General features: G+C 68.6%; 26 protein-coding genes. 8 read left to right on the top strand and 18 right to left on the bottom strand.

Annotated elements, in window-relative coordinates; genetic code table 11:
* Positions 1–322: 322 nt before the first annotated feature.
* The 5 genes from V8Z80_RS06495 to hslU all read left to right on the top strand — a co-directional run bounded on the left by V8Z80_RS06495 (position 323) and on the right by hslU (position 4915).
* Complete coding sequence (locus tag V8Z80_RS06495; protein WP_155197149.1) at positions 323–820, top strand: Fur family transcriptional regulator; 498 nt, start codon at positions 323–325, stop codon at positions 818–820.
* 333 nt (positions 821–1153) lie between these two features.
* Positions 1154–2275 carry a CobW family GTP-binding protein gene (locus V8Z80_RS06490; protein ID WP_336061420.1) on the top strand — a complete coding sequence of 374 codons (1122 nt, stop codon included), beginning with the start codon at positions 1154–1156 and terminating at the stop codon, positions 2273–2275.
* Positions 2276–2337: 62 nt separating this feature from the next.
* The gene (dksA, locus tag V8Z80_RS06485) at positions 2338–2805 is read left to right on the top strand and encodes an RNA polymerase-binding protein DksA (protein WP_336061419.1); all 468 of its coding nucleotides are present in this window, start codon (positions 2338–2340) and stop codon (positions 2803–2805) included.
* Between the two features lie 167 nt (positions 2806–2972).
* The gene (gene hslV / locus V8Z80_RS06480; RefSeq protein ID WP_155197500.1) at positions 2973–3512 is read left to right on the top strand and encodes an ATP-dependent protease subunit HslV; all 540 of its coding nucleotides are present in this window, start codon (positions 2973–2975) and stop codon (positions 3510–3512) included.
* A gap of 71 nt (positions 3513–3583) precedes the next feature.
* Positions 3584–4915 carry an ATP-dependent protease ATPase subunit HslU gene (gene hslU / locus V8Z80_RS06475; protein ID WP_336061418.1) on the top strand — a complete coding sequence of 444 codons (1332 nt, stop codon included), beginning with the start codon at positions 3584–3586 and terminating at the stop codon, positions 4913–4915.
* A gap of 17 nt (positions 4916–4932) precedes the next feature.
* On the opposite strand, the gene V8Z80_RS06470 is transcribed toward hslU, so the two are convergent.
* Entirely contained in the window at positions 4933–5265 is a 333-nt protein-coding gene (locus V8Z80_RS06470; RefSeq protein WP_442951946.1) for a copper-binding protein, read from the bottom strand.
* Between the two features lie 111 nt (positions 5266–5376).
* Between V8Z80_RS06470 and V8Z80_RS06465 the strand changes: the two genes are divergently transcribed.
* Positions 5377–5955, top strand: coding sequence for a cob(I)yrinic acid a,c-diamide adenosyltransferase (locus V8Z80_RS06465; RefSeq protein WP_336061417.1), 579 nt, complete (start codon positions 5377–5379; stop codon positions 5953–5955).
* A 96-nt stretch (positions 5956–6051) separates the two neighbouring features.
* A complete protein-coding gene (locus V8Z80_RS06460; protein WP_336061416.1) occupies positions 6052–6984 on the top strand; it encodes a dihydrodipicolinate synthase family protein in 933 nt (310 codons plus the stop codon).
* Between the two features lie 38 nt (positions 6985–7022).
* On the opposite strand, the gene V8Z80_RS06455 is transcribed toward V8Z80_RS06460, so the two are convergent.
* The 16 genes from V8Z80_RS06455 to V8Z80_RS06380 all read right to left on the bottom strand — a co-directional run bounded on the left by V8Z80_RS06455 (position 7023) and on the right by V8Z80_RS06380 (position 22245).
* On the bottom strand, positions 7023–7898 hold the full coding sequence (locus V8Z80_RS06455) for a LysR family transcriptional regulator (protein WP_336061415.1): 876 nt from the start codon (positions 7896–7898) through the stop codon (positions 7023–7025).
* A 65-nt stretch (positions 7899–7963) separates the two neighbouring features.
* Positions 7964–9511, bottom strand: coding sequence for a UxaA family hydrolase (locus V8Z80_RS06450; RefSeq protein ID WP_155195056.1), 1548 nt, complete (start codon positions 9509–9511; stop codon positions 7964–7966).
* Between the two features lie 58 nt (positions 9512–9569).
* Entirely contained in the window at positions 9570–10610 is a 1041-nt protein-coding gene (locus tag V8Z80_RS06445) for a Bug family tripartite tricarboxylate transporter substrate binding protein (RefSeq protein WP_155195057.1), read from the bottom strand.
* Positions 10611–10848: 238 nt separating this feature from the next.
* Positions 10849–11679 (bottom strand): IclR family transcriptional regulator, encoded by an 831-nt coding sequence (locus V8Z80_RS06440; protein ID WP_155195058.1) that lies wholly within the window; start codon positions 11677–11679, stop codon positions 10849–10851.
* 58 nt (positions 11680–11737) lie between these two features.
* The gene (locus V8Z80_RS06435; RefSeq protein WP_336061414.1) at positions 11738–12457 is read right to left on the bottom strand and encodes an SDR family NAD(P)-dependent oxidoreductase; all 720 of its coding nucleotides are present in this window, start codon (positions 12455–12457) and stop codon (positions 11738–11740) included.
* A gap of 40 nt (positions 12458–12497) precedes the next feature.
* Positions 12498–14009 carry a tripartite tricarboxylate transporter permease gene (locus tag V8Z80_RS06430; RefSeq protein ID WP_336061413.1) on the bottom strand — a complete coding sequence of 504 codons (1512 nt, stop codon included), beginning with the start codon at positions 14007–14009 and terminating at the stop codon, positions 12498–12500.
* 9 nt (positions 14010–14018) lie between these two features.
* Positions 14019–14546, bottom strand: a complete 528-nt coding sequence (locus tag V8Z80_RS06425) for a tripartite tricarboxylate transporter TctB family protein (RefSeq protein WP_155195060.1) — start codon at positions 14544–14546, stop codon at positions 14019–14021.
* 22 nt (positions 14547–14568) lie between these two features.
* The gene (locus V8Z80_RS06420) at positions 14569–15537 is read right to left on the bottom strand and encodes a tripartite tricarboxylate transporter substrate binding protein (protein ID WP_155195061.1); all 969 of its coding nucleotides are present in this window, start codon (positions 15535–15537) and stop codon (positions 14569–14571) included.
* Between the two features lie 145 nt (positions 15538–15682).
* The gene (locus V8Z80_RS06415; protein ID WP_336061412.1) at positions 15683–16414 is read right to left on the bottom strand and encodes an SDR family NAD(P)-dependent oxidoreductase; all 732 of its coding nucleotides are present in this window, start codon (positions 16412–16414) and stop codon (positions 15683–15685) included.
* A gap of 2 nt (positions 16415–16416) precedes the next feature.
* Positions 16417–16944 carry a 2,4'-dihydroxyacetophenone dioxygenase family protein gene (locus V8Z80_RS06410; protein WP_155195063.1) on the bottom strand — a complete coding sequence of 176 codons (528 nt, stop codon included), beginning with the start codon at positions 16942–16944 and terminating at the stop codon, positions 16417–16419.
* A 268-nt stretch (positions 16945–17212) separates the two neighbouring features.
* The gene (locus V8Z80_RS06405) at positions 17213–18004 is read right to left on the bottom strand and encodes an SDR family oxidoreductase (RefSeq protein ID WP_336061411.1); all 792 of its coding nucleotides are present in this window, start codon (positions 18002–18004) and stop codon (positions 17213–17215) included.
* Between the two features lie 34 nt (positions 18005–18038).
* Complete coding sequence (gene lipA, locus V8Z80_RS06400) at positions 18039–19031, bottom strand: lipoyl synthase (RefSeq protein WP_155195065.1); 993 nt, start codon at positions 19029–19031, stop codon at positions 18039–18041.
* Between the two features lie 101 nt (positions 19032–19132).
* The gene (gene lipB, locus V8Z80_RS06395) at positions 19133–19777 is read right to left on the bottom strand and encodes a lipoyl(octanoyl) transferase LipB (RefSeq protein WP_155195066.1); all 645 of its coding nucleotides are present in this window, start codon (positions 19775–19777) and stop codon (positions 19133–19135) included.
* Positions 19777–20049, bottom strand: coding sequence for a DUF493 family protein (locus tag V8Z80_RS06390; protein ID WP_155195111.1), 273 nt, complete (start codon positions 20047–20049; stop codon positions 19777–19779). Before V8Z80_RS06390 ends, lipB begins: the two co-directional genes overlap by 1 nt.
* Positions 20050–20105: 56 nt before the next feature.
* Entirely contained in the window at positions 20106–20996 is an 891-nt protein-coding gene (locus tag V8Z80_RS06385; protein WP_336061410.1) for a D-amino acid aminotransferase, read from the bottom strand.
* A gap of 13 nt (positions 20997–21009) precedes the next feature.
* A complete protein-coding gene (locus V8Z80_RS06380; RefSeq protein WP_336061409.1) occupies positions 21010–22245 on the bottom strand; it encodes a D-alanyl-D-alanine carboxypeptidase family protein in 1236 nt (411 codons plus the stop codon).
* 230 nt (positions 22246–22475) lie between these two features.
* Here V8Z80_RS06380 and V8Z80_RS06375 point away from each other — a divergent pair, with 230 nt between their 5' ends.
* Positions 22476–24569 carry a putative bifunctional diguanylate cyclase/phosphodiesterase gene (locus tag V8Z80_RS06375; protein WP_336061408.1) on the top strand — a complete coding sequence of 698 codons (2094 nt, stop codon included), beginning with the start codon at positions 22476–22478 and terminating at the stop codon, positions 24567–24569.
* Here the strand turns inward: V8Z80_RS06375 and V8Z80_RS06370 are convergent.
* Positions 24566–25216: an alpha/beta hydrolase gene (locus V8Z80_RS06370; protein ID WP_336061407.1), complete on the bottom strand. Its 651-nt coding sequence runs from the start codon at positions 25214–25216 to the stop codon at positions 24566–24568. The two genes, V8Z80_RS06375 and V8Z80_RS06370, sit on opposite strands and share 4 nt — an antisense overlap.
* Positions 25217–25220: the final 4 nt, after the last annotated feature.

Below are 25220 nucleotides of genomic sequence, written 5' to 3'. Positions count from 1 at the left end.
ACGCGGCCCGGATCCCCCGCCGGTGGCGGGACAAGCTTGCCGCCTCATGCGGACAGGGCGCCCATGGCCCAGGCCACCAATGCCCAAAGCGCGGCGCACAGGACAGCCGCCGCCAGCATGCGCTGCCTGGCCGAATCGGCCAGCCGGGGACGGACGGCACGGCGGGGCGGACCGGAAAAAGCGGGAGACGGCGGCATGGGAGAAGAAACGCGCGGCTTGACAGACATATAGAACGTTATAACATAACCATCATGTGCGGCGCGATCCCGGCACGGCGCACCCACGCGGTAGAATCGCCCAAACCGTCCGGACTTCCGCCCCCATGTCCTCATCCCGCCGTCCGCGCTCCGATTCCGTAGCCGCCCGCCTGCAGGTGGCCGAGACGCTCTGCGCCGAGCGCGGCCGGCGCTTGACCCCCATCCGCCGCAAGGTGCTTGAACTGCTGCTGCGCCAGCAGCGCAGCCTGAAGGCCTACGAGCTGCTCGAGGAAATGCGGGCCGTGCATCCCGGCGCGGCGCCGCCCACGGTCTACCGGGCGCTCGATTTCCTCGTCGAGGAAGGGCTGATCCACCGCCTCGATGCGGTCAACGCCTGGAGCGCCTGCCAGCATGCGGAAGGCCAGCCGCACGACTTGCTGGTAGTGTGCACTTGCTGCGGAACCGTGGCCGAACTATCCGACCCCGAAATCAACCGCATGCTGGCCGAACGCATCAGCCATACCGGATATGTGCCGGCCACCCACGAGACCGAGATCCGCGCGCTGTGCCCGCAATGCCAGCAGCAGCCGCACGAGCACCATTTCCACGCGCACTCCCACTAGCGCCGCCGCACGGACCGGCGCCGTCGCGGGGCAGCATCGCCGGCCGCCTTGCCGGCCCCTTGCAAAATCCTCTTCACGCCCCCATCTAGGCCACTCGGGCCGGCGCGGCATCGTCGCGTTACGCCCCCTGAACAGGTTTGTTTCAGCGCCGTATTGTCCGGTACACGCCGCAACAAAAGAGGTTTGCCGCCGGCGGCGGGCTGTGATGTAATCCGGCGTTCGCCCAGCACGGCACCGCCTTTTGCGGGCGCCGGCCGGGCGGTCCGCGCACCGCTTCGGGTGCCACATGCCCCCGGGGCCGGGCCGGACCGTATTCCGTAGGTATTGCCAGCCATGAACACCCCCCGCAGCCTCGACCAGATGGTTCCCGTCACGATCCTGACCGGCTTTCTCGGTGCGGGCAAGACCACCCTGCTCAAGCGCATCCTGACCGAATACCACGGCCGCCGCATCGCCGTGATCGAAAACGAGTTCGGGCCCGAGAGCATCGACAACGAACTGCTGGTGCAGGACAGCGAAGAGCAGATCATCGAGCTGTCCAACGGCTGCGTGTGCTGCACGGTGCGCGGCGACCTCATGAACACCCTGAACGACCTGCGCACCAAGCGCCAGGCCGGCCAGGTGCAGTTCGAGCGCGTCATCATCGAGACCACCGGCATGGCCAACCCCGGCCCGGTCTGCCAGACCTTCTTCATGGACGACGACATCGCCGAGTACTACCGCCTGGACGCGGTGGTCACCGTGGTCGACGCCAAGCACGGCATGCAGACGCTGGACGCCCAGGAAGAAGCCCAGAAGCAGGTGGGCTTTGCCGACCGCATCCTGGTGTCCAAGAAAGACCTGGTCAACGAGGCCGACTACGAGGCCCTGCGCCGCCGCCTGGTGCGCATCAACCCGCGGGCGTCCATCGAGCCGGTGCATTTCGGCCAGGCCGACCTGAGCCGCATCCTCGACATCAGCGGCTTTAACCTGAACACCATCCTGGACATCGACCCGCAGTTCCTGGCCGACGAGCACCCCGATGCGGCGCACGGCCATGACCATGGGCACGGCCACGGCCACCACGACCACGCTCACGAGCACGAACACGAGGGCCACGAGTGCGGCCCCCATTGCGGGCACGACCACCACGGGCACCCTCATCATCACCACGACGACGAGATCGGCGCTTTCGTGTTCCGCTCGAACAAACCTTTCGATCCGGAGCGCCTGGAGGAATTCCTGGGCGGTCTGGTTCAGGTCTACGGTCCCGACCTGCTGCGCTACAAGGGCATCCTGTACATCAAGGGCGTCAATCGCCGCATGCTGTTCCAGGGGGTGCACATGATGATGGGCGCCGAGCCCGGCAAGGCCTGGACCACGCAGGAGAAAAAGGCCACCAAGATGGTGTTTATCGGCCGCAAGCTGCCCCAGGAGATTTTTACCCGGGGATTGGAGCAGTGCCTGGTGGGGTAACATCGGCGCCGCGACATCCGGTGCAATGCCCGCCCGCCAGATAATCTAGACGGAGTGCTTTCATGGCTACCAAGGCAGCAACCAAGAAACCCAGCAAATCGGCGAACGACTCGTCGGTGATCGACCTGCCGACCGAAGAAGAACTGCTGGCCATGCCCGATTCGGACTACATGAACGAACGGCAGCTGAATTTCTTTCGTGAACGCCTGCGCCAGCTCGAACAGGACATCCTGAACAACGCCGGCGAAACCACCGAGCACCTGCGCGAGACGCAGTTCGTCCCCGACCCGGCCGACCGCGCCACCATCGAGGAAGAGCACGCGCTCGAACTGCGCACCCGCGACCGCGAGCGCAAGCTGCTCAAGAAAGTGCAGCAGTCCATCGCCCGCATCGAAAGCGGCGAGTACGGCTGGTGCGAGGAAACCGGCGAACCCATCGGCATCCCGCGCCTGCTGGCCCGCCCCACCGCCACCCTGTCGCTCGAAGCGCAGGAGCGGCGCGAAATGCGCCAGAAGATGTTCGGCGACTGACCGGATCTTCCTTACGCCCGGGCCCTGCCCAGCCCAGCACCATGAACGGACCGTCACCGCGCCAGCGCGGCACGGTCCGTTTTCTTTGACGCGGCCGGCGCGCGGGCGCCTTGAACTTCGGCTCGGCGGTCCCCATCTCATTGCTTAATGCCACTACGATAACGATCATGGAACAATTTCACGCCACCACCATCCTTTGCGTGCGGCGCGGCGACCAGGTCGCCCTGGGTGGCGACGGCCAGGTCACGCTGGGCAATGTCGTCATCAAGGGCACGGCCCGCAAGATCCGCCGCCTGTACAACGACAAGATCCTGGCCGGATTCGCCGGCGCCACGGCCGATGCCTTCACCCTGCAGGAACGCTTCGAGGCCAAGCTGGAAAAGCACCAGGGCAACCTGCTGCGCGCCGCCGTCGAGCTCACGCGCGACTGGCGCACCGACCGCGTGCTGCGCCGGCTCGAGGCCATGCTGATCGTGGCCGACCGCGAGCACACGCTGGTGCTGACCGGCAACGGCGACGTGCTCGAGCCCGAGCACGGCATCGCCGCCATCGGCTCGGGCGGCTCGTACGCGCATTCGGCGGCCCTGGCCCTGCTGCAGAACACCGGGCTGGCGCCCCAGGAGATCGTCAAGAAATCGCTGGAGATCGCCGGCAACCTCTGCATCTACACCAACCAGAACCACATCGTCGAAACGCTGGGCGACTGACGCCGCCCAGCCACCGGCCGCCAGCCCGCCCGCGCCGGCGTGCCGCCGCCCCGCCCCATCCAGAGACCGCCATGTCCGCCTCCACCATGACCCCCCGGGAAATCGTCTCGGAACTCGACAAGTTCATCGTCGGCCAGAACCGCGCCAAGCGCGCGGTGGCCGTGGCGCTGCGCAACCGCTGGCGCCGCCAGCAGGTGCCCGAGCCGCTGCGCAACGAGATCCACCCCAAGAACATCCTGATGATCGGCCCGACCGGCGTGGGCAAGACCGAGATCGCGCGCCGCCTGGCCAAGCTGGCCAACGCGCCCTTCATCAAGATCGAGGCCACCAAGTTCACCGAGGTGGGCTACGTGGGCCGCGACGTGGACACCATCATCCGCGACCTGGCCGAGTTCTCGATCAAGCAGACCCGCGAACTGGAGATGCGCCGCGTGCGCAGCCAGGCCGAGGACGCCGCCGAGGACCGCATCCTGGACGTGCTGATCCCGCCGCCCCGCAACGCCGACGGCACGCCGCAGCGCGAGGAAAACACCGCGCGCCAGACTTTCCGCAAGCGCCTGCGCGAAGGCCAGCTGGACCAGACCGAGATCGAGATCGAACTGTCCCAGGCGCCGCAGCACATGGACATCATGACGCCGCCGGGCATGGAAGAGATGGCCGAGCAGCTGCGCGGCATGTTCGCCGGCCTGGCGCGCGACAAGAAAAAGCCGCGCAAGATCACCGTCAAGGAAGCCTTCAAGCTGCTGGTCGAGGAAGAGGCGGCCAAGCGCATCAACGAGGAAGACCTGCGCACGGCCGCCCTGCAGAACGTCGAGCAGAACGGCATCGTGTTCCTGGACGAGATCGACAAGATCGCCGCGCGCCAGGAAGCCAGCGGGGCGGACGTGTCGCGCCAGGGCGTGCAGCGCGACCTGCTGCCGCTGGTCGAGGGCACCACGGTGAACACGCGCTACGGCATGGTGCGCACCGACCATATCCTGTTCATCGCCTCGGGGGCTTTCCACCTGTCGCGGCCCTCGGACCTGATCCCCGAGCTGCAGGGGCGCTTTCCCATCCGCGTGGAGCTCGAATCGCTGACCGCGGCCGACTTCGTGCGCATCCTGTCGGACACCGACGCCTCGCTGACCAAGCAGTACAAGGCCCTGCTGCAGACCGAGGGGGTGGAACTGGAATTCACCGACGAGGGCGTGCAGCGCCTGGCCGAGCTGGCCTTCGAGGTGAACGAGCGCACCGAGAACATCGGCGCGCGCCGGCTCTACACCGTGATGGAAAAGCTGCTGGAGGAATTGTCCTTCGATGCGGCCAGCAGCAACGGCCAGACGGTGCGCATCGACGCGGCCTACGTCAACGACAAGCTGGCCGAGACGGCCGGCAGCCAGGACCTGGCCCGCTACGTGCTGTAGCAGGGCCGGCGCGGCCCTTAGTGGATCTCGGTCACGACGTAGCTGGTGCCCTGGCGGGCGGCGGTAAAGCGGATCTGGTCGCCGGGCTTGACCTTGGCCAGCAGGGCGGGGTCGGCCTGGTACACCAGCGTCATGGCCGGCAGGTCCAGCGCCTTGATTTCGCCGTGCTTGATGGTGATGCGCCCGCCGGCCGCGTCGACGCGGCGCACCTCGCCGCTGGCCGAGGCGCTGGCGGCCGCCGGCTGGGTGGCTGGCTCGGCGGCCTGCGCGCGCAAGGGAATCATCGTGCTGAGCAGCACGGCTGCCAGGGCCACGCCCGTGGCGGCGATCAAGTAGCTACGTTTTACCATTGCGTCCTCCTGGCGCCGCCGCGCGCGGCGCCCCTCGGCGGCGCGCACGCCGGCGCATGCGTGCCGATAGAATAGCCCAATCGCCAGCCATCACTGCTACGGGACTTTTCCATGGGCAACCGCCTTTCGGTCATCGCCACGCGCACGGGCGATGACGGCACCACCGGCCTGGGCGACGGCAGCCGCACGGCCAAGCACAGCCTGCGCGTCACGGCGCTGGGCGAGGTCGACGAACTGAACAGCGTGCTGGGCCTGCTGCGCGCGCAGCCGGGCCTGCCGGCCGGCATCGACGCCGACCTGAGCGCCGTGCAGCACGACCTGTTCGACCTGGGCGCGCAGCTGTGCATCCCCGGCCACACCGCCCTGGGCGCGGCCCACGTCGCCTTCCTGGACGAGCGGCTGGCGCACTACAACGCGGCCTTGCCCGCCTTGAAGGAGTTCATCCTGCCCGGCGGCGCGCCCGCCGCGGCGCAGGCGCACGTGGCGCGCGCCGTATGCCGGCGCGCCGAGCGCAGCGTGGCGGCCCTGCATGCGGCCGAGCCCCTGCCGGCGCCGCCGCGCCAGTACCTGAACCGGCTCTCGGACCTGCTGTTCGTGCTGGCCCGCGCGCTCAATGCCGCGCAAGGATGCGGCGACGTCTATTGGCGGCGGCGCGGGATCCAGGAGGACCCGCGCATCGCGGGAACATAACAATTTTATGGTCTGAACCCACGAAAGCTTGCGCCCACCCGGCCCTGGCGGATGCGAGAATCTCCAGTCCGTAAAAAAACCTGGGGACACAGACTCATGACCGCCTCCGACCGCCTCTGCGGCGTCTACTCGCCCGTACTCACGCCCTTCACCGACGCCGGCAAGCCCTGCGCCAAGCGCCTGGTCAACATCTGCCAGTGGCTACTCTCCCAGGACGTGGGGCTGTCGATCTTCGGCACCAACTCCGAAGCCAACTCGCTGACGGTGGCCGAGAAACGTTCGCTGATCGACGCGCTGCTGCAGGCCGGCATCGAACGCCAGCGCCTGATGCCCGGCACCGGCGCCTGCGCGGTGGGCGATGCGGTCGAGCTGACCCGCCATGCCGTGCAGGCCGGCGCGGCCGGCGTGCTGATGCTGCCGCCCTTCTACTACAAGGGCGTGAGCGACGAAGGCCTGTTCCGCTATTTCTCGCAGGTGATCGAGGCCGTGGGCGACGAGCGCCTGCGCGTGTTCCTGTACCACATCCCGCCGGTGGCGCAGGTGCCCATCAGCCTGGCGCTCATCGAGCGCCTGCTGCGCGCCTATCCGGGCATCATCGCCGGCGTGAAGGACAGCTCGGGCGACTGGGACAACACCCAGGCCATGATCGAACGCTTCGCCCCGCAGGGTTTCCAGGTGTTCGCCGGCAGCGAGGCCTTCCTGCTGCGCACGCTGCGCGCCGGCGGCGTGGGCTGCATCACCGCCACGGGCAACGTCAACCCCGGCCCCATCGTGCAGCTGTACAGGACCTGGCAGCAGGATGACGCCGATGCCCAGCAAGCGGCGCTGGTCACCACGCGCAACGTCTTCCAGCAGTTCCCCATGATCCCGGCGATGAAGGCCGCGCTGGCCTGGAAATCCGGCGATCCGGCCTGGGCCAATGTGCGCGCGCCCCTGGTCGAGCTGTCCGCCGAGCAGCGCCAGGCGCTGCAGCAAGGGCTGGACAAGGTGGGCTTTACGGTACCCAACGCGGCCATGCTGGCTGGATAAGCGCGCTCAGGCCGCCGGCCCGGGCGCGCGCCCGCGGGCTACTCGCCGCCGCGGGCCGCCGTGGCGGCCTCCAGAAAGGCCTGCGCCATCGCCGCGTGCGGCGCGCCGGCCGCCCACAGCAGGCCCATGCGGCGCACCGGCGGCGGCCCGGGCAAGGGCAGCCGCAGCACCGGCAGCGTGGCCAGCCCGGCCGGCGCCCAGTCCGGGATCAGCGACACGCCCAGGCCTTCGGCCACCATCGCGGCGATGGCCGGCATGGCGTCGATCTCCAGGCGCTCGTGCGGGCGTATGCCGTGCTGGCGCAGATAGCGGTCGGCCATGCGCCCGCCCCAGGTGTCCCGGTCATAGCGGATAAAGGGTTCTTCGGCCATCAGGGCGTGGGGATTGCGCCCGGCATGGCGCAGCGGGGCCAGCACCACCAGCGCTTCCTCAGCCAGCAGGCGCCATTCGTAGCCCTTGGGCAGGACGAACTGCGGCTGCACGATGAGCGCGGCGTCCAGCACGCCCTGCGTGACCTGGCGATACAGGTGGCTGGAGGTGCCCGGCTCGACAAAGACCGCCAGCCGGGGGTGGCGGGCGTACAGCCGGCGCAGCACGGGCGGCAGCAGGCCGGTCAGCGCCGAGGTCGAGACGCCCAGGCGGAATTCGCCCAGCGGCGCATCGTCGCTGGCGCTGGCCCGCAGGTCGCGGACCTCGCGCACCACCGAGCGGGCCCGCGCCAGGATCTTGAGCCCGGCCGCGGTCGGCCGCACATGCCGGCCGGCGCGCTTGACCAGCGGCACCCCCAGGTCCTGCTCGAGCGAGCGCACCCGGGCCGCGATGGCGGCCGGGGTCAGGTCCAGCCGGCGCGCCGCCTCGGCCAGCGAGCCGCTTTCGACCACGGCGACAAAACTCTGTACGTAACGGGTGTCCAAAGCAGCTCCCAGGGCAGCATGGCGGATCCCCGCGATTTTAGGATCCTGGCGCCGGCCCGGACCGCCTAGCTGACCACGCCGATATTCCAGGGCACGAACTCATGGTCGCCCAGGCCCAGCGCTTCGCTCTTGGAACGCTCGCCCGAGGCCACCCGCAGGATCTTCTCGAAGATCCGCTGCCCCATTTCCTGCATGCTGGCGGTCCCGTCCAGGATCTCCCCGCAGTTCAGGTCCATGTCCTCGGCCAGCCGCTGGTACATCGGCGTGTTGGTAGCCAGCTTGATCGAGGGCACGGGCTTGGCGCCGAACATCGAGCCGCGGCCGGTGGTAAAGCAGATGATGTTGGCCCCGCCGGCGATCTGGCCGGTGGCCGACACCGGATCGAAGCCCGGCGTGTCCATGAACACCAGGCCCGGCTGGTCCACCTGCTCGGCATAGCGGTAGACCTGCATCAGGCCCGTGGTGCCGCCTTTCATCGACGAGCCCAGCGATTTCTCGAAGATGTTGGCCAGCCCGCCCATCTGGTTGCCCGGGCTGACCTTGCCGTTGATCTGCACGTCGCGCCCGGGCGAATACTCCTGCTTCCACCAGCGGATGCGCTCGACCAGCTTTTCGCCGACCTCGCGGCTGCGCGCGCGGCTGGTCAAGGTATGCTCGACGCCATAGATCTCCGGCGTCTCGGACAGGATGGCCGTGCCGCCGTGGCGCACCAGGATGTCCATGGCCGCGCCCAGCGCCGGATTGGCGGTGATGGAGGAAAAACCGTCCGAGCCGCCGCACTGCAGGCCGATCTTCAGGTGGCGCGCCGGCACGGGCTGGCGCACGACGGCGTTGGCCTGGGGCAGCAGCTTCTCGATGGCCGCCACGCCGGCCTCGATGGTCTTGCGGGTGCCGCCGGTTTCCTGCATGACGAAGGCATGCAGGCGCGCATCGGGCGACAGGCCCTGATCTTGCAGCAGCAGGTTCAACTGGTTGCGCTCGCAGCCCAGGCCCACGACCAGCACGGCGGCGAAGTTGGCGTGGCGCGCATAGCCGCCGATGGTGCGGCGCAGCAGGTCCATGGGCTCGCCGGACATCTCCATGCCGCAGCCCATGCCGTGGCTCAGGGCCACGACGCCGTCCACGTTGGGATAGGCCGCCAGGCGCTCGGCGGTGAACGCCTCGGCGATGCGGTGCACCACCGTCGCCGAGCAGTTCACGGTGGCGATGATGCCGATGTAGTTGCGCGTGGCCACCTGGCCGTTGGCCCGCACGATGCCCTGGAAGCTGGCCTGCTCGGCCTCGGGCAGCAGGACCGTGGGACGGTAGTCCCGGCCGTGCGCATAGTCGCGGTCGAACTCCCGGAAATCGGTGTTGTGCGAATGCAGGTAGGTGCCAGCCGCGATATCGGTGGCGGCAAAGCCGATACAGACGTTGTATTTGAGTATGGGCTCGCCGGCCTTGATGTCGCGCGCGGCCAGCTTGTGGCCCGCCGGCACCTGGCTGCGGCTGGTGAATCCCTCGGACGGCACCTCCGTGCCCAGGCCGATGGGAACGCGCGCCACCACCACGTTATCGGCGCAATGCAGGCGGATCACCGGCCCGGTGACGCGCTTTTCGGAAAACTCGATCATGACAACCTCGAAACGAACATAGAAGCGGGCCGGACGGTGCCGGTCCGGCCCGGGGGAATCACTCCGGACGCAGGCCCATTTCCTTGATCAGCTTGGACCAGCGCGGCGCCTCGGTTTCCAGCATCCGGCCGAACTCGGCGGGCGTGCTGCCGATGATGGTCAAGCCTTGCTCGTCCAGACTGCGGCGCAGGTCCGGATCCTCGAGCGAGCGCAGGATGGATTCGCTCAGCTTGGCCACCACGGGCTCGGGGGTCTTGGCCGGCGCGAAGACACCGTACCAGGTCAGAACCTCGAAGTCCTTGAAACCCGACTCGTGCAAGGTGGGGATCTCGGGCACCTTCTCGCTGCGAGCCAGGCTGGTGATGGCCAGGGCGCGCAGCCGGCCGTTGGCGACGTGGGGCTGGGCCACCGGCAGGTTGGCGAACATGAAGGGAACGTGGCCGCCCAGCACGTCGGCAATGGCGGCGGACTCGCCCTTGTACGGCACGTGGGTGATGTTCATGCCGATCATCTTCTTGTAGAGCTCGCCGGCGATGTGCTGCGGCCCGCCCTGGCCGGACGAAGCGTAAGTGGTGTTGCCGTCGCCCTTGTGCTTGAGCTCCTCGGTGAGTTCGGCCAAGGTCGTGGCCTTGACCAGGTTCGGGTTGACCACCAGCACGAGCGGCATCGAGACCATCTGCGAGATCGGCGTGAAATCCTTGATCGGGTCGAACGCCAGGTTGGGATACATGTTGGGCGCGACGATCATGGTCGATTGCGAGCCCAGGAACATCGAATAGCCGTCGGCCGGCGAACGCGCCACGTTGTCGGCGGCGATGGTGCCTGTCGCGCCCGGACGGTTCTCGACCACGACCTGCTGGCCCAGCACATTGGACATCTTGGCGCCCACCAGCCGCGCCACTACGTCGGCGCCGCCGCCAGGCGCGAAGCCCACCACCACCCGTACGGGCTTGTTGGGGAAACCGTCGGCCGCCGCTGCGGGCAAGGCCGGCGCGCCGGCCAGGGCCGCGCCCATCGCAAGGCCGCCGAGCCGTCGGCCCAGCCGCGCCCGGGCCAGGCGCGCAAGACAGGAAGGGATGGAAAAGGCGTGAGTCGGCATGGGTCATCTCCTCGTTCTGGAATCTTGGACGGCGTCCGGCCGGCGGCGCCGTGGGAAGGGAGTGCCGATTGTGGAGATGAGCGGAAGTCAAAACAAGTTGCTTCCGGTAAATTCAGAAGATAATGATTTTATTTTTTAGCGATGGGCCGCGGCGACGGCACGGCACACCGGCATGCCTGCCGGCGGCCGTGCAGCCTGCCACCCGGGTGCCCTAGGCTCCGGGGTCTTAGGCGTGCATTCAGAGCGCTTCGGTGGCCGACAACGCCGGCGTATCGGCGATGCGTTGCGAGATGGCCCGGCAGGCCCGCAGCAAAGGAGCGACGTAGGCCTGCTCGGGATCTTCCTTCTGGCGAAACCGCAACGTGCTCACGCTGATGGCCGCCACCGGCACGCCGCGCCCGCCGAAGACGGGCGCGCCGAAGCAGTAGATGCCGGCCTCGTTCTCCTCGTCATCGACGGCCCAGCCGCGCGCGCGCACTTGCTGGAGCTGCTCGCGCAGGGCCTGGAGATCGCCGATCGTGTTGGGCATGTAGCGCGCAAAGGGCTGCGGCAGCGCCGCGAGCACCGCCTCGCGCGCCGCGTCGTCGAGCATGGCGAGATAGGCCTTGCCCACCGAGGTGGAGTGCATCGAGACATTGGTGCCTATGCGCGAACTCATCCGCACCGCGCTGGGGCTTTCGAGCTTCTCGATATAGACCATGTGCTGTCCGTTGGGCACGGCCAGGTGCACGGTCTCGCCGGTGATGTCGCGCAGCCGCTTGAGGTCTTCGACCGAGGCCAGCCGCAGTTCGGAGCGCCCCCAGCTTCGGCTGGCGAGCTGGATCAGGCGCGGGCCAAGCGCCAGCTTGCCCGTGCGGGGGTTTTCCTCGAGCAGGCGCTCGGCCAGCAGTGCGGCAACCGTTCGGTACACGGTGGGCCGGGGATAGCCGCTTGCCTTGCTCAATTCCGACACGCTCATGGGCTCGGGCGTGTCGGCAACCAGCTGCATCAGGTGTACAAACTTGGAGAATGCCGCGGTGCCGGCGATCTGCGCGACAGGAGGTTCGGGGGCGGACTGCGTGCCTGGCATGTTCGTGTGCAAACGCGGGCTCCCGAAGGAGCGGGGCTTCATTATCGCCGCCTCTGGTTCACGCGACCAGATAGCCGCCGTCGACCGGCAGGATGACCCCGGTCATGAAGGCGGCGGCCGGCGTGCACAGGAAGGCTACGGCCTCGGCCACGTCCTTGGGCGTGCCCCAGCGGCCCAACGGCGTGCGCGACAGGATGGGCCCGGAGCGGGTAGGGTCGTCCTGCAGCGCCTGGGTCAGCGGCGTGGCGATCCAGCCCGGCGCGACCGCGTTGACGCGAATGCCGTCGACCGCGTAGGCCAGGGCCAGCGACTTGGTGAGCTGCGCGACGCCGCCTTTGCTGGCGGAATACGCCGGCACGAGCGAGCCGCCGAAAAAGCTCAGCATCGAGGCGATGTTGACGATGCACCCGCTGCGCGGCTTGAGGCGTTCGCGCGCGGCAGTGCACACCCGCATGGTACCGGTCAGGTTGACCGCCAGCACCTGCTCGAACACGGCAGGATCGTGCTCGGCGCCGCGACGGATGATGCCCGCGCAATTGACCACGATGTCCAGTTCGCCGATGTCCTGGAACAGCGTGTCGATGTCCTGGCCGCGGCTGACATCGGCGGTGCGCACCTGGACACCGGGGTCCAGCGAGCCGTCGCCGTGGTCCAGGCCCACTGCCGTTACGTGCGCGCCGAGCGCGGCCAGGCGGTTGGCGATGGCGGCGCCGATGCCCTGGGTGGCGCCCGTCACCAGCGCCCGCTTGTCTTGGAATACGTCTTTGGAGAAAGTCATGATGTGCGCGTCGTGATGTAAAGAATGAGGAAAGGGCGGATCAGGCCGCGGCGGGCCGCCGGGCGCCGCGTATCAAACGCTTGATCGTCCCGCCGAACATCAGCACCGACCAGATCGCCAGCGTGGCCGCGCCCAGGCATTGGGCCAGCGGGCGCTCGAAGAACATGAGCATGTCGCCGTCGGCCTTGATCAGCGACTTCATGAAGTTTTCCTCGACGACCGGCCCCAGGATCAGCGCAAGGATCAGCGGCGCCGTGGGAAAACCGTTTTCCTCCATGACATAGGCCAGCAGGCCGAGCGCCAGCATTACCCATACGTCGAAAAGCGAATTGTTGGCGGAATAGGCGCCCACGATGCAAAACATCAGGATGAGCGGATAGAGCACGCCGTTGGGTACGGACAGGACGCGGCCGGCCCCCCGCACCGCCAGCCAGCCCAGGGGAATCATCAGCAAGCTGGCGATGATGAACACCAGGTAAAGGGAATACACCAGCGGCGCCTCGTTGATGAACACCAACGGGCCGGGAGTAATGCCTTTCATGAGCAGGACCCCGATGACGATGGCCGTGACGGTATCGCCCGGAATGCCGAACACCAGCGCCGGGACGTACGAGCCGGTCAGCGCCGCGTTGTTGGACGCGCTGGCGGCCACGATGCCCTCGGGATGTCCCGTCCCGTACTTTTCGGGGGTCTTGGAGAATTTCTTGGATATCGCGTAGGAAATCCATGCCGCGATGTCGGCGCCCGCGCCGGGCAGCACGCCGATCACCGTGCCGGTCATGCTGCCGCCGACGGCCGAGCGCTTGTACCGCCACAGCAGCGGCCCCGCTCCCTTGAACACGGGGCCGGCCTCCAAAGGCGTGAGCCTGGATTGCGGACGGCGCAGCAGCGGCACCTTGCGCAGCAGCTCGGCGACGGCGAAAACGCCCACCATCGTCGGCAGAATCGTGATGCCTGCGGCCAGGTCCATGCTGTCGAAGGTCAGGCGCGGTACGCCCATCACGCGGTCGATCCCTATCATGCCGAGCAACAGGCCCAGGCCCAACGAAATGCTGCCCTTCAAGGGGCTGCCCCGCGCCACCAGCACGGCACTGGACAGGCCCAGCAGGGCCAGCCAGAAATACTCGTCGCTGGTGAAATTCAGCGAGATCCGCGCCAGCGCCGGCGCAAACTGCATGACCACGATCACGGCGAGCACGCCACCTATTGCCGAGCAAATCAGATTGATTCCCAGCGCCAGGCCGGCGCGCCCCTGGCGGCCCATCAGGTAGGCATCATCGGTATAGGCGGCCGAAGCCGGCGTGCCGGGAATGCGAAGCAGCGCGCCCGGGATGTCCCCGGCGAAGATCGTCATCACCGTGGCGGACACGATGGCCGCAATGGCCTGGATCGGATCCATGAAGAAGGTCAGCGGCACCAGCAGCGCCGTGGCCATGGTCGCCGTCAACCCGGGGATAGCCCCCACGAACAAGCCGAACAGCGAGCAAGCCAGGATGGTCAGCAGGATCTGCGCGCTCAGGACATTGCCCAGCGCGATCATGAAGTCGCCCATTTTTGTCTCTTAGAAGAAGCCCCGGGGGATCGGAACCTGCAAGACCTGCGCGAAGGCGTACCAGATGACCGCCGTCGCCACGGCGGCCACGCCGGCCGCAAGCAGCCAGCGGCGCGTCAGCCATGCCGTCATCGACGCGATGATGGCGAACGAGACCAGCGGAAAGCCGAGATCCTCGGACAGCCACACGTAGGCCGCGACCGCCGCCGGCACTGAAAGTGCGTAGAGGACGGCGCGCAGACGGTCGCCCCGGGCCCGGGCGCCCGGCCCGGCTGCGCCGCCGATACCGGCGGCGCTGGCATCGGCACCCTCATCGGCCGCCGCCGGCGCCGCTTCGGCACGAGGCGCACGGCGCGCCCTAAGACCCGAGACGATCAGCCCCAGCGAACCGGCAAGCAAGCCATAACCGACCAGCGCCGGAAACGTGCCCGGTCCGTGGCCAAGATCGGGCATGACCGGCAAGGTACGGGCATAGCCCAGCAGCAGCAGGCTGCATACCGCCAGCACCATGCCGATGATGGCATCATTGACTCGCATGTCGGTCTCCTGCTTGGCGTGCTCAGCGCACCAGTTCGAGTTGCTGGATCAGTTCGCCGCTGGTGGCGTCGGACTCGGCCATGAAGGCGGCGAACGCTTGCGGATCGCTCCATTTCACGCCGAAGCCCGCCTTGCCCATGAGTTCGTTGAACTCCTGCGATGCGGTGACCTTGCGGGCCGCCTCGGCCAGTCGGGCGACGGCTTCCTCGGGCATGCCCTTGGGGCCGATCAGGCCGCGCCAGGTGCCGGCCGAGAGTTCCCGGCCGGTTGCCTCGCCGATGGTCGGGATGTCGGGATAGGCATCCAGCCGCTTGTCGGAGATCACCGCCAGCGTCTTGATGAGCCCGGCGTCGCGCATGGACTTGCCCTCCGGCACCGCGGACGTCACCATGTGCACGCCGCCGGCGGCCAGTTCCTGGAAGCCCGGCGCGGCACCCTGGCTGGGCACCACGACCACGCTGCGCGGGTCGATCTCGGCATCGCTTAAGGCGCGCGCCAGGGCCAGGTGATAGGCGGCGCCGGCGGGAATGCCGGAGAGCTTGTACTTGCCCGGCTCGGACTTGATCGCGGCAAATGCGGCGTTGACATCCTGCCAGGGGCTGTCGGCCTTCACGCTGAAGCTGGCCGCATCGAAATTGACCTGCGAGATCGCCTGCATGTCCTTGTACGAGGTCGGCGAAGTCTTCATCCAATGGTAGGTCGCCAGTTCAGCCGTCGCCAGCCCGATGGTGTAGCCGTCCGGGCGGGCGCGGGCGATCGCGGTATGGCCGATCACGCCCCCCGCGCCCGGGCGGTTGATCACGTTGACCGGCTGGCCCAGTTCCCGCTCCAGGCCGCTGGCCAGGAAGCGGGCCACCGAATCGGTGCCCCCGCCGGCCGCCCAGGGCACGATCAGCTGGATCGGCCGTGCGGGATAGTCGGCATGCGCGGCGCCCGACGCCAAGGTCGCAAACAGGGCGAAGGCCGCGGTGCGCAGGGAAAGCTTTTTCATTCAATCGTCTCCATATGGATAGTGGAATCGCGCCTTGCCGGCGCGCAGGGTTTCTCGCGGCCGCCGCGGCTGTGCGCCGTGGCGGCCGGTTTTCGAAGCGCGAAATCGGGAAGTTCCGGGAAGCCGGGATGCCTGCTCGCGTGTCCTAATAGGTGGCGCGGCCGCCCGACAGGTCGAACACGGCGCCGGTGTTGAACGTGCACGAATCCGAACACAGCCACGCAACCATTTCGGCCACCTCTGCCGGCTCGCCCAGGCGCTGCATGGGGCTTTTGTCGATCATCGTCTGTACGTGCTCCGGCGCCATTTGCGCGAGCAGGCTGGTGCGCACCGCCGCCGGGGCGACGGCATTGACCCGGATCGGCGTGGCGGCCAGTTCCTTGCCCAGCGATTTGGTCAAGGCCAGCACCCCCGCCTTGGCGGCGCTGTAGGCCGATGCGTTGGGCGTGCCTTCCTTGCCCGCCAGCGAGGCGATGTTGACGATACGCCCGCCGCCTGCCTGCCGCATGTGCGCCACGACCGTACGGCAGACGTTGAACACGCCGGTCAAGTTCACCTGCAGGATGCGGTCCCACATGGCCGGCTCGTATTCGTCCACCGGCACCGTGGGCCCGGCGAATCCGGCATTGTTCACCAGCATGTCCAAGCGTCCGTAACGCGCCAGCGTATCGCCGCAGGCGCGCGCCACGCTGTCGCTGTCGGTCACGTCCATCCGGCAGGCCGGCAGCCCGCCCGCCGGCGGCTGCAGGTCCCACACCACCACGGTGGCGCCATGGCCGCGCAGCTGGGCGGCCACCTCGGCGCCGATGCCGTTGCTGCCGCCGGTGACCGCCGCCACGCGGCCGGTGAAGTCGTATCGGGCTTTTGCGTGCGCCATGGTCAACGGATGAACTGCTGCACGTAGTCCTCGCCCAGGCCGACCGCGGCGAAGTGCTTGCGGCACATCTCGATCTTGGTGAAGACGTCCTCGTAGCCGTTGCCTTTGCCCCAGGGGTCGGTGTAGTACATGATCCCGTTGACCTGGAAGTACGTGATCATCTCTTCCACGTCGGGCGGCACGTACAGCGTGTGGGTCTCGCCCGGCGGCTCGAACACATAGCTGCCTTCGGTCGCTTCCCAGTCGTGCTCGAGATAGCGCCAGCGGCCCTTCAGAACGAAACCGTGCACGGCCTGGGGATGGCGGTGGCGGCTCAGCACGCCCGACTTGCGCACTTTCAGCAGGTTCATCCAATAGCCCTGGCTGGCGTTCAGGCAGAGCGGGCGAAACCATACGTTCTCGGCCTGAGGCACCCACAGGCGGTCGTCGGTGGGAATGGCGTTGGGAATGACGATTTCCGGCAGCGCATCCGAAGGATTCGGATACTGGTACGGCATCATCGGATTGGCTTCCGCAGTCTCAACAGGCATCGAAATTGTCCATAATGTGGATTATATGTTTATTTTATGGACAGATTTTACCGAGCCCTGGACCCCGGTTTTCTAGGCGTTTTCCCTGAGCTGCGGCGCAGCAATCCACCCGTGTACGGGTGCGGGGAAGCATGGCGCGCGCAGACCAGCCGCCGGCACGCGGGCGGGCCTGACCGCAAATGGGAGGGAGCTAAACGAACGGGCGCGCCCAGGCCGGCCAGCAGGCGTTGCGATACGCCGTGGCCGGTGCGCGCGCCCTGCCCGGACGTCAGAAGGTGCCGGGGTAGGTGCCGCCGTCGGCCAGCACGTTCTGGCCGGTCATGTAGCCGGCATGCACGCTGCACAGAAAGGCGCAGATTGCGCCGAATTCCTCTGCGTTGCCGAAGCGACGGGCAGGGATGCCGGCCAGCCGCTCCTTGCGCAGGGCCTCGATGTCCTTGCCCGTCTTGGCCGCCACGGCCGAGAAGGTGGACGTCAGCCTATCGGTTTCGAATGCGCCGGGCAGCAGGTTGTTGATGGTCACCCCGCGCGCGGCGATGCCGCTGCGCGCCACCCCGGCCACGAAACCGGTCAGGCCGCTGCGCGCGCCGTTGGACAGTCCCAGCACGTCGATGGGCGCCTTCACGGCGCTGGAGGTAATGTTGACGATGCGCCCGAAGCCGCGCTCGGCCATCTTGTCCACCGTGGCGCGGATCAGTTCGATGGGCGTGAGCATGTTGGCCTCGACCGCGCGGACCCAGGCCTCGCGGTCCCAGTCGCGGAAATCGCCCGGCGGCGGACCGCCAGCGTTGGTCACCACGATGTCGAAGTCGGCCTGCTCGGCAAAGACGGCTTCGCGGCCCTGCGGCGTGGTGATATCCACGGCCACGGCCTTCACGAAGCTGTCGGGCCGCGTGCGCTCGGCCAGCAGGCGCTGTCGCGCCGCCTCGAGCGCGTCGTGCCCGCGCGCGACGATGACCACGTTCACGCCCTCGCGCACCAGCGCCAGCGCGCAGCCGTAGCCCAATCCCTTGCTTGCGCCGCCCACCAGGGCGGTCTTTCCTGCGATACCCAGATCCATGCCTGCTTGACTCCGATAAGACTGGTCTTTCGTATTACTGCACGCCGGCAGCGTGCGCCTGCTCATCCGCGTGATAGGACGAACGCACCATCGCGCCCACGGCCGCGTGGGTAAAGCCCATGGCGTAGGCCTCGCGCTCGAACATCGCGAAGGTGTCCGGATGGACGTAGCGCAGCACCGGCAGGTGGTGCTCGGAAGGCTGCAGGTACTGGCCGATGGTCAGCATGTCGACGTTGTGCGCGCGCATGTCGCGCATGACCTGCAGGATTTCCTCGTCGGTCTCGCCCAGGCCCAGCATCAGGCCCGACTTGGTGGGCACGTCCGGATGCAGGGCCTTGAACTCGGACAGCAGGCGCAGCGAATGCTGGTAGTCCGAACCCGGGCGCGCCTGCTTGTACAGGCGCGGCACGGTTTCCAGGTTGTGGTTCATCACGTCCGGCGGGCAGGCGTCCAGGATGTGCAGGGCGCGGTCCAGGCGGCCGCGGAAATCGGGCACCAGCACCTCGATGCGGGTGGCGGGCGACAGTTCGCGCACATGGCGGATGCAGTCGACGAAGTGGCCGGCGCCGCCGTCGCGCAGGTCGTCGCGGTCCACCGAGGTGATGACCACGTAGGACAGCTTGAGCGCGGCGATGGTGCGCGCCAGGTTCAGCGGCTCATTGGCATCGAGCGGATCGGGCCGGCCGTGGCCCACGTCGCAGAAGGGACAGCGGCGCGTGCACTTGTCGCCCATGATCATGAAGGTGGCCGTGCCCTTGCCGAAGCACTCGCCGATGTTGGGGCACGAGGCTTCTTCGCAGACGGTGTGCAGATTGTGCTCGCGCAGGATGCGCTTGATGTCGTAGAAGCGCGAGCCGGGCGCGGCGGCGCGCACGCGGATCCACTCGGGCTTTTTCAGGCGCTCGACGGGCACGACCTTGATGGGGATGCGGGCGGTCTTGGCCTGCGCCTTCTGCTTTTGCGTGGCGTCGTAGGCCGGCGCGGCGGTCTCGGCGGCACGCTCGGCGGGGGTCGGGGGGACGGACATGAAAGGCACCTTGTCGACGGCGGCCGCGGCAACGGGCCGGCGGCCGGGACAAAACGCCAGTGTACCGCCTGGCGTCCGGCCGCGCGGAAGCGGCCAGCGTTTCAGGCGCAGGCCATGCGCGGCGCGCAGGCGCGCAGCACGTGCGGCACCAGCTGCTCGGCGGCCGCCTCCAGCGTGAGCGGCGCGCCGTGCGCGGCCATGTCGGTGGCGCGCAACCCGGCATAGCCGCAGGGATTGATGCCGCCGAACGGCGCCAGGTCCATCGCCACGTTCAGGGCCAGGCCGTGGTAGGCGCGGCCCTGCCGGATCTTGATGCCCAGCGCCGCGATCTTGTCCAGCCCGCCGTCGGGCGCGCGCACGTAGACGCCCGGCGCGCCGGGCCTGCGGCAGGCGGCGATGCCCAGGCCGGCCAGCATGTCGATCACGGCCTGCTCCAGGCCGTGCACGTAGCCCTTGACCAGCAGGCCGGCGCGGCGCAGGTCCACCAAAGGGTACAGAAGCAGCTGGCCCGGCCCGTGGTAGGTGACCTGGCCGCCCCGGTCGGTGCGCACCACCGGGATGTCGCCGGCGGCCAGCACGTGCTCGGGCAGGCCGGCCTGGCCCAGGGTGTAGACCGGCGGGTGCTCAGCCAGCCACAGCTGGTCGGGCGTGGCCGCATCGCGCGCCTCGGTGAAATCGCGCATGGCCCGCCAGGTACGCGCGTAATCGGCCGGGCGCGCCAGCCAATGCGTGCGCAGCGGCGGCATCAGAGCACGACGGCCACCATGGGATGGCCATGCAGCGCGCGGTACAGGTTGTCCAGCTGTTCGCGCGAGGTGGCCCGCACGGTAAAGGTCAGGCCGATGTAGTTGCCGCCCCGGCTGGGCCGCATCTCGACGGTGGCCGGATCGAACTGGGGATCGAATTGCAGCACCACTTCGGTCAGCACCTGCGCCAGCGTCGGGTCCTGGCGCCCCATGACCTTGATGGGGAAATCGGACGGATACTCGATGAGCGACTGTTCGGGCGGTATGTTCATGGCAGCGTGGGCATGGCGGATGGGCCGGCGTCCGATGCGGGCGCCAGCTCCGTCAATCATACTGCCGGCTGCGCGCGCAAGGCGGCGATCCGGGCATCGTAGCCGGCGCGCAGGCGCGCATACACCGGCCCGGGCACGCCCGCGCCCACCGGCTCGCCGTCCAGGCGCACGATGGGCAGGATCTCGCGCGAGGCCGAGGTGACCAGCACTTCGTCGGCGCCGCGCACCTCGGCCAGCGACAGCGGACGGGCCTCGAAGGGCACGCCGGCCTCTTGCGCCAGCTCGGCGGTCAGGCCGTAGCGGATGCCTTCGAGCAGCAGCCGGCCCACGGGCGGCGCCATCAGGATGCCCTTGCGCACCACCCAGATGTTGCTGGCCGCCCCTTCGGTCAGCAGGCCATCGCGAAACTGCAGCACCTCGTCCACGCCGGCATCGACGGCGCGCTGCCGGGCCAGCACGTTGCCCAGCAGCGAAGTGGCCTTGATGTGGCAGTTGAGCCAGCGCTCGTCCTCGATGCCGAGGGCATGCAGGCCGCGGCTGCGCAGGGCCGCGTCCGGCGGGGAAAACGGGCTGGCCATGCCGAACACCGTGGGGGTGACGGCCGGATCCACGGGAAAGGCATGGTCGCGCCGGGCCACGCCGCGCGTGACCTGCAGGTAGACCAGGCAATCGGGAACAGGGCTGCGCCGCGCCAGTTCGGCCACCAGCGCGCGCCAGCCCTGCTCGTCGCGCGGCGAGGCGATGCGCACCGCCGCCAGGCTGCGCGCCAGGCGCGCCAGGTGCTCGGCCATGCGCAACGGCCGCCCGCCATACACGGGCACGACCTCGTAGACGCCGTCGCCGAAGAGAAAGCCGCGGTCCAGCACCGAGACCCTGGCCTGCTCGATCGGCAGGAACTCGCCGTTCAGGAAGGCCGGCGTGCCGGGCGCGACGCCGGGTATGGACATGGCGGGCGCGCCCTTATTCGAACCAGCGCTTGACCATGTCGGTCATGCGGCCGAAGAAGCCGGCGCGCTCGACGCCTTGCTGCACCACCAGCGGCTCGACGCGCAGGTTCTTGCCGTCCAGGGTCAGCGCCACCGTGCCGATGGCCTGCCCTTGCTCGAGCGGCGCGACCAGCGGATCGGGACGCTGGGCCACCGGCTTGATCTCGCCGGCCTTGCCGCGCGGCACCGTGATCCACACGGGCTCGGGCGGGCCGAGCTTGACGGTCTGGGCCTTGCCTTCCCAGACGCGGGCCTCGACCGCGGGCTGGTCCTTGTCGAACAGCTTGACGGTGTCGAAGTTCTGGAAGCTCCAGTTCAGCAGCTTGAGGCTTTCCTCGGCGCGGGTGGCTTCGCTGTCGGTGCCCACCACCACGGTCAGCACGCGGCGCTCGCCTCGCAGGGCAGTGGCCACCAGGCAGTAGCCGGCCGACTCGGTGTGGCCGGTCTTCATGCCGTCGACCGAAGGATCGGCCCACAGCAGGCGGTTGCGGTTGGCCTGGGTGATGTTGTTGTAGGTGAACTCGCGCTGCTTGTAGTAGTGGAAATGCTGCGGATGGTTGACGATCAGGTGGGTGGCCAGCGTGGCCAGGTCGCGCACCGACGTTACGTGCTGCGGGTCGGGCAGGCCGGTGGCGTTCATGAAGTGGGTGCGGGTCATGCCCAGGCGCTCGGCCTCCTGGTTCATCAGCGTGGCGAAGGCCGCTTCGCTGCCGGCCACCGCCTCGGCCAGCGCCACCGAGGCGTCGTTGCCGGACTGCACGATCACGCCTTGCAGCAGCTCGCCGACCGTGACCGGCTTGCGCGGCTCGATGAACATGCGCGAGCCGCCGGTCTTCCAGGCAGTCTCGGACACGTTGACCTGCTGGTCCAGCGACAGGCGGTTCTCGTCGACCGCGGTAAAGGCCAGATAGGCCGTCATGATCTTGGTCAGCGAGGCGGGCTCGACCTGCTGCTCGGGATTGGAAGCGGCCAGCACCTGGCCGCTGTTGACGTCCACCGCGATCCAGGCCCGCGCGGCGATGGTCGGGGCGGGGATGGGCGAGACTTCCGAGACCGGCACGACCGGCACCTCTGCCGGCTTGCCGGTTTGCGCCACCTGGGGATTGGGGTTCTGGGCCGGGGCCAAGGCAGGCGCCAGGGCCAGCGCCAGGCCGGCCAGCGCCGCGCGGGCGGTCAGGGAGTAACGGTCGAAAGCGGGGAATTTCGTCATGAGCATCGCAGGTGTGAGGGGACCGCGCGCCGCGGTCCCGGAGGCGTCCAATTATAGGCAGGCAGTCGGACCGCCGCGACCGGCATCGGTTCCGCAGCCCCGCCGGCGCCCGCGCGCGCCGGTGTTGCGCCTTGCGCGCCGCCAAGACGGCGTCAAGGGCGTGGGCTATGATTAGCGCCCTGTCCGCGCCTGGGCGCGGGCCCTTGCACCATTCGCGCCGCGCGATCCTTATGTACGGAACCTACGATTTCCGGATCGTCCTGATGTCGCTGCTGATCGCGGCGCTGGCATCCTATACGGCGCTTGGCCTGGTCAGCCGCATCGCGCTGCTGCAGGGCAATCCGCGCCGCTACTACTGGCTCATCGGCGGCGCCGTGTCGCTGGGCACCGGCATCTGGTGCATGCACTTCGTCGGCATGATCGCCCTGTCCCTGCCCATCGAGGTCGGCTACGACCTGGGCATGACGGCGGTTTCGCTGCTGATCGCCATCCTGGCCTCGTGCCTGGCCCTGCACGTCTCCAGCCAGCCCGAACTGGGCCGGCGGCGGCTGGCGCTCAGCGGGGCGGTCATGGGCGCGGGCATCGTGTCCATGCACTACCTGGGCATGGCGGCGATGCGCATGTACCCGGCCATCCAGTACGACGCGGCGCTGCTCGCGCTATCGGTGCTGATCGCCGTGGCCGCCTCCAGCGCCGCGCTCTGGATCGCCCACCAGCTGCGCGCGTCCAGCCGCATGCTGCTGGCCAAGCGCCTGGCCGCCGCGCTGGTGATGGCCGCGGCCATCACCGGCATGCACTACACCGGCATGGGCGCGGCCCGCTTCGCGGCCGGCTCGGTATGCCTGGCCGCCAGCGAGCTCAGCGGCACGGGCCTGGGCCTGGCCGCGGCCGCGATCACCGCCATGCTGCTGACCATCACCCTGGTGCTGGCGCTGATCGAGCACCGCCACGACACCTCCACGCGCGAGCTGACCGGCTCGCTCAGCCGCGTATCGCGCGCGCTGCGGCAGCTCGAGACGGTCGACCCGCTGACCGAGCTGCCCAACCGCTCGACCCTGCTCAAGCACCTGGAGCATTGCCTGCAGCACGCGCAGCCCGGCCAGCGGCCTTTCGCGGTGCTGTTCATGGACCTGGACGGGTTCAAGACCATCAACGACTCGCTGGGCCACACCATCGGCGACGGCATGCTCAAGGCTTTCGCGGGCCGGCTGCGGCGGCACGTGCGCCCGCACGACATGGTGGCCCGGCTGGGCGGCGACGAATTCGTCGTCGTGCTGGAGGACACCAGCCGGGAACTGGCCGGGCAGATCGCCGACGGGATCCTGTGGGCCATGCGCGCCGACCTGCAGGCCGGCGGCACGGCGCTGCGCGTCACGCCCTCGATCGGCATCTCGATGTATCCGGACGACGCGCAGGACGTGGGCGACCTGATCAAGCACGCCGACATCGCCATGTATTCGGCCAAGCAGCAGGGCCGCAATACCTACCGCCATTACGAGGCCAGCATGGGCGAACACGCGCTGCGCATGCTGCTATTGCAGCAGGGCTTGCAGGAAGCCCTGACGCGCGACACCCTGACGCTGCATTTCCAGCCCAAGTTCGAAGGCGCCTCGCAGCGGCTGACCGGCGCCGAGGCGCTGCTGCGCTGGCAGCATCCCACCCTGGGCATCGTGCCGCCGGGCGAGTTCATTCCCATCGCCGAACGCTCGGGCCAGATCATCGAGATCGGCTACTGGGTGGTGCGCCAGGTCTGCCAGCAGCTGCGCCGCTGGGACGAGCAAGGCTTGCCGCCCCTGGTGATCGCCGTCAATCTCTCGCCCAAGCAACTGTCCTATCCGGGCATCGTCGAAGGCATGCACGCCATCGCCTGCGAGGCGGGCGTGACGCCGCAGCGCATCATCTTCGAGATCACCGAAAGCGTGGCGATGGACAACGCCCGGCGCACGGCCGAGGTGATCCACGCCTTTCACCGCTGCGGCTTCGAGGTGGCCATCGACGATTTCGGCACCGGCTATTCCAGCCTGGCCTACCTGCAGCAGTTCCGCGTGCAGCAGCTCAAGATCGACCGCTTCTTCACCAACGGCCTGGATGCCCACGGCGAGGAAGGCGAGGCCATCGTCTCGGCCATCGTGGCCCTGGCCCATTCGCTCAAGATGGAAGTGGTGGCCGAGGGCGTGGAGACCGCCACGCAGATGGAAAAGCTGCGCAGCCTGCACTGCGACCAGGTGCAGGGTTTCCTGCTGGCCCGGCCGCTGCCGGTGGGCGAGTTCGAGGACTTCGTGCGCAGCCACCCGCCGCAAAAGCCGCTGGACCAGGCGGCCTAGCCCGCCTTCAAGGCCAGCAGGCGCGCCTGCACCAGCTGGCGCAGCACCAGCAGCTTGCCATGGAAGAAGTGGCCCGCCCCGGGCACCACGCAGATGGGCAGGCTCTGGGGCCGCGCCCAGTCCAGCACCTCGGCCAGCGGCACCACATCGTCCTGTTCGCCATGCACCAGCAGGGCGTCCTCGGGCACCTGGCCGCGCCCGTCGGCAAAACGTTTGACCGCCGTGCCGGCCAGTATCACCGCCCCGGGCAGGCGCGCCTGCCCCTGGGCCAGGGTGCCGTAGACCGCCGCGGCCACCGCGCTGCCGAAGGAAAAGCCGCCCAGCACCCAGGGCCCGCCGGCCTGCTCGGGATACCGCTGCGCGAACTGCTCCACCAGCGCCAGCATGTCCTCGGTCTCGCCCACGGCGCGATCGAACTGGCCGGCGGATTTGCCCACGCCGCGAAAATCCGGCCGCACCGCCACCAGGCCCTGCTGCACGCAGGCGCGCGCAATGGTGGTGACCACCTTGTTGTCGCGCGCACCGCCCTGCAGGGGATGCGGATGCAGCACCAGGGCCCAGCCGCGCGGGCTGTCGGGCCAGTCCAGCGCGCAGTCGATGGGACCGGCCTTGCCGTCGAAGACCTCGGTTTCGGTTCTTGCTGCCATGGCT

The sequence above is a fragment of the Orrella sp. JC864 genome, from assembly GCF_037026685.1.
GTDB lineage: Bacteria > Pseudomonadota > Gammaproteobacteria > Burkholderiales > Burkholderiaceae_B > Orrella.
This window is presented reverse-complemented; position numbering and strand designations above follow the sequence as displayed.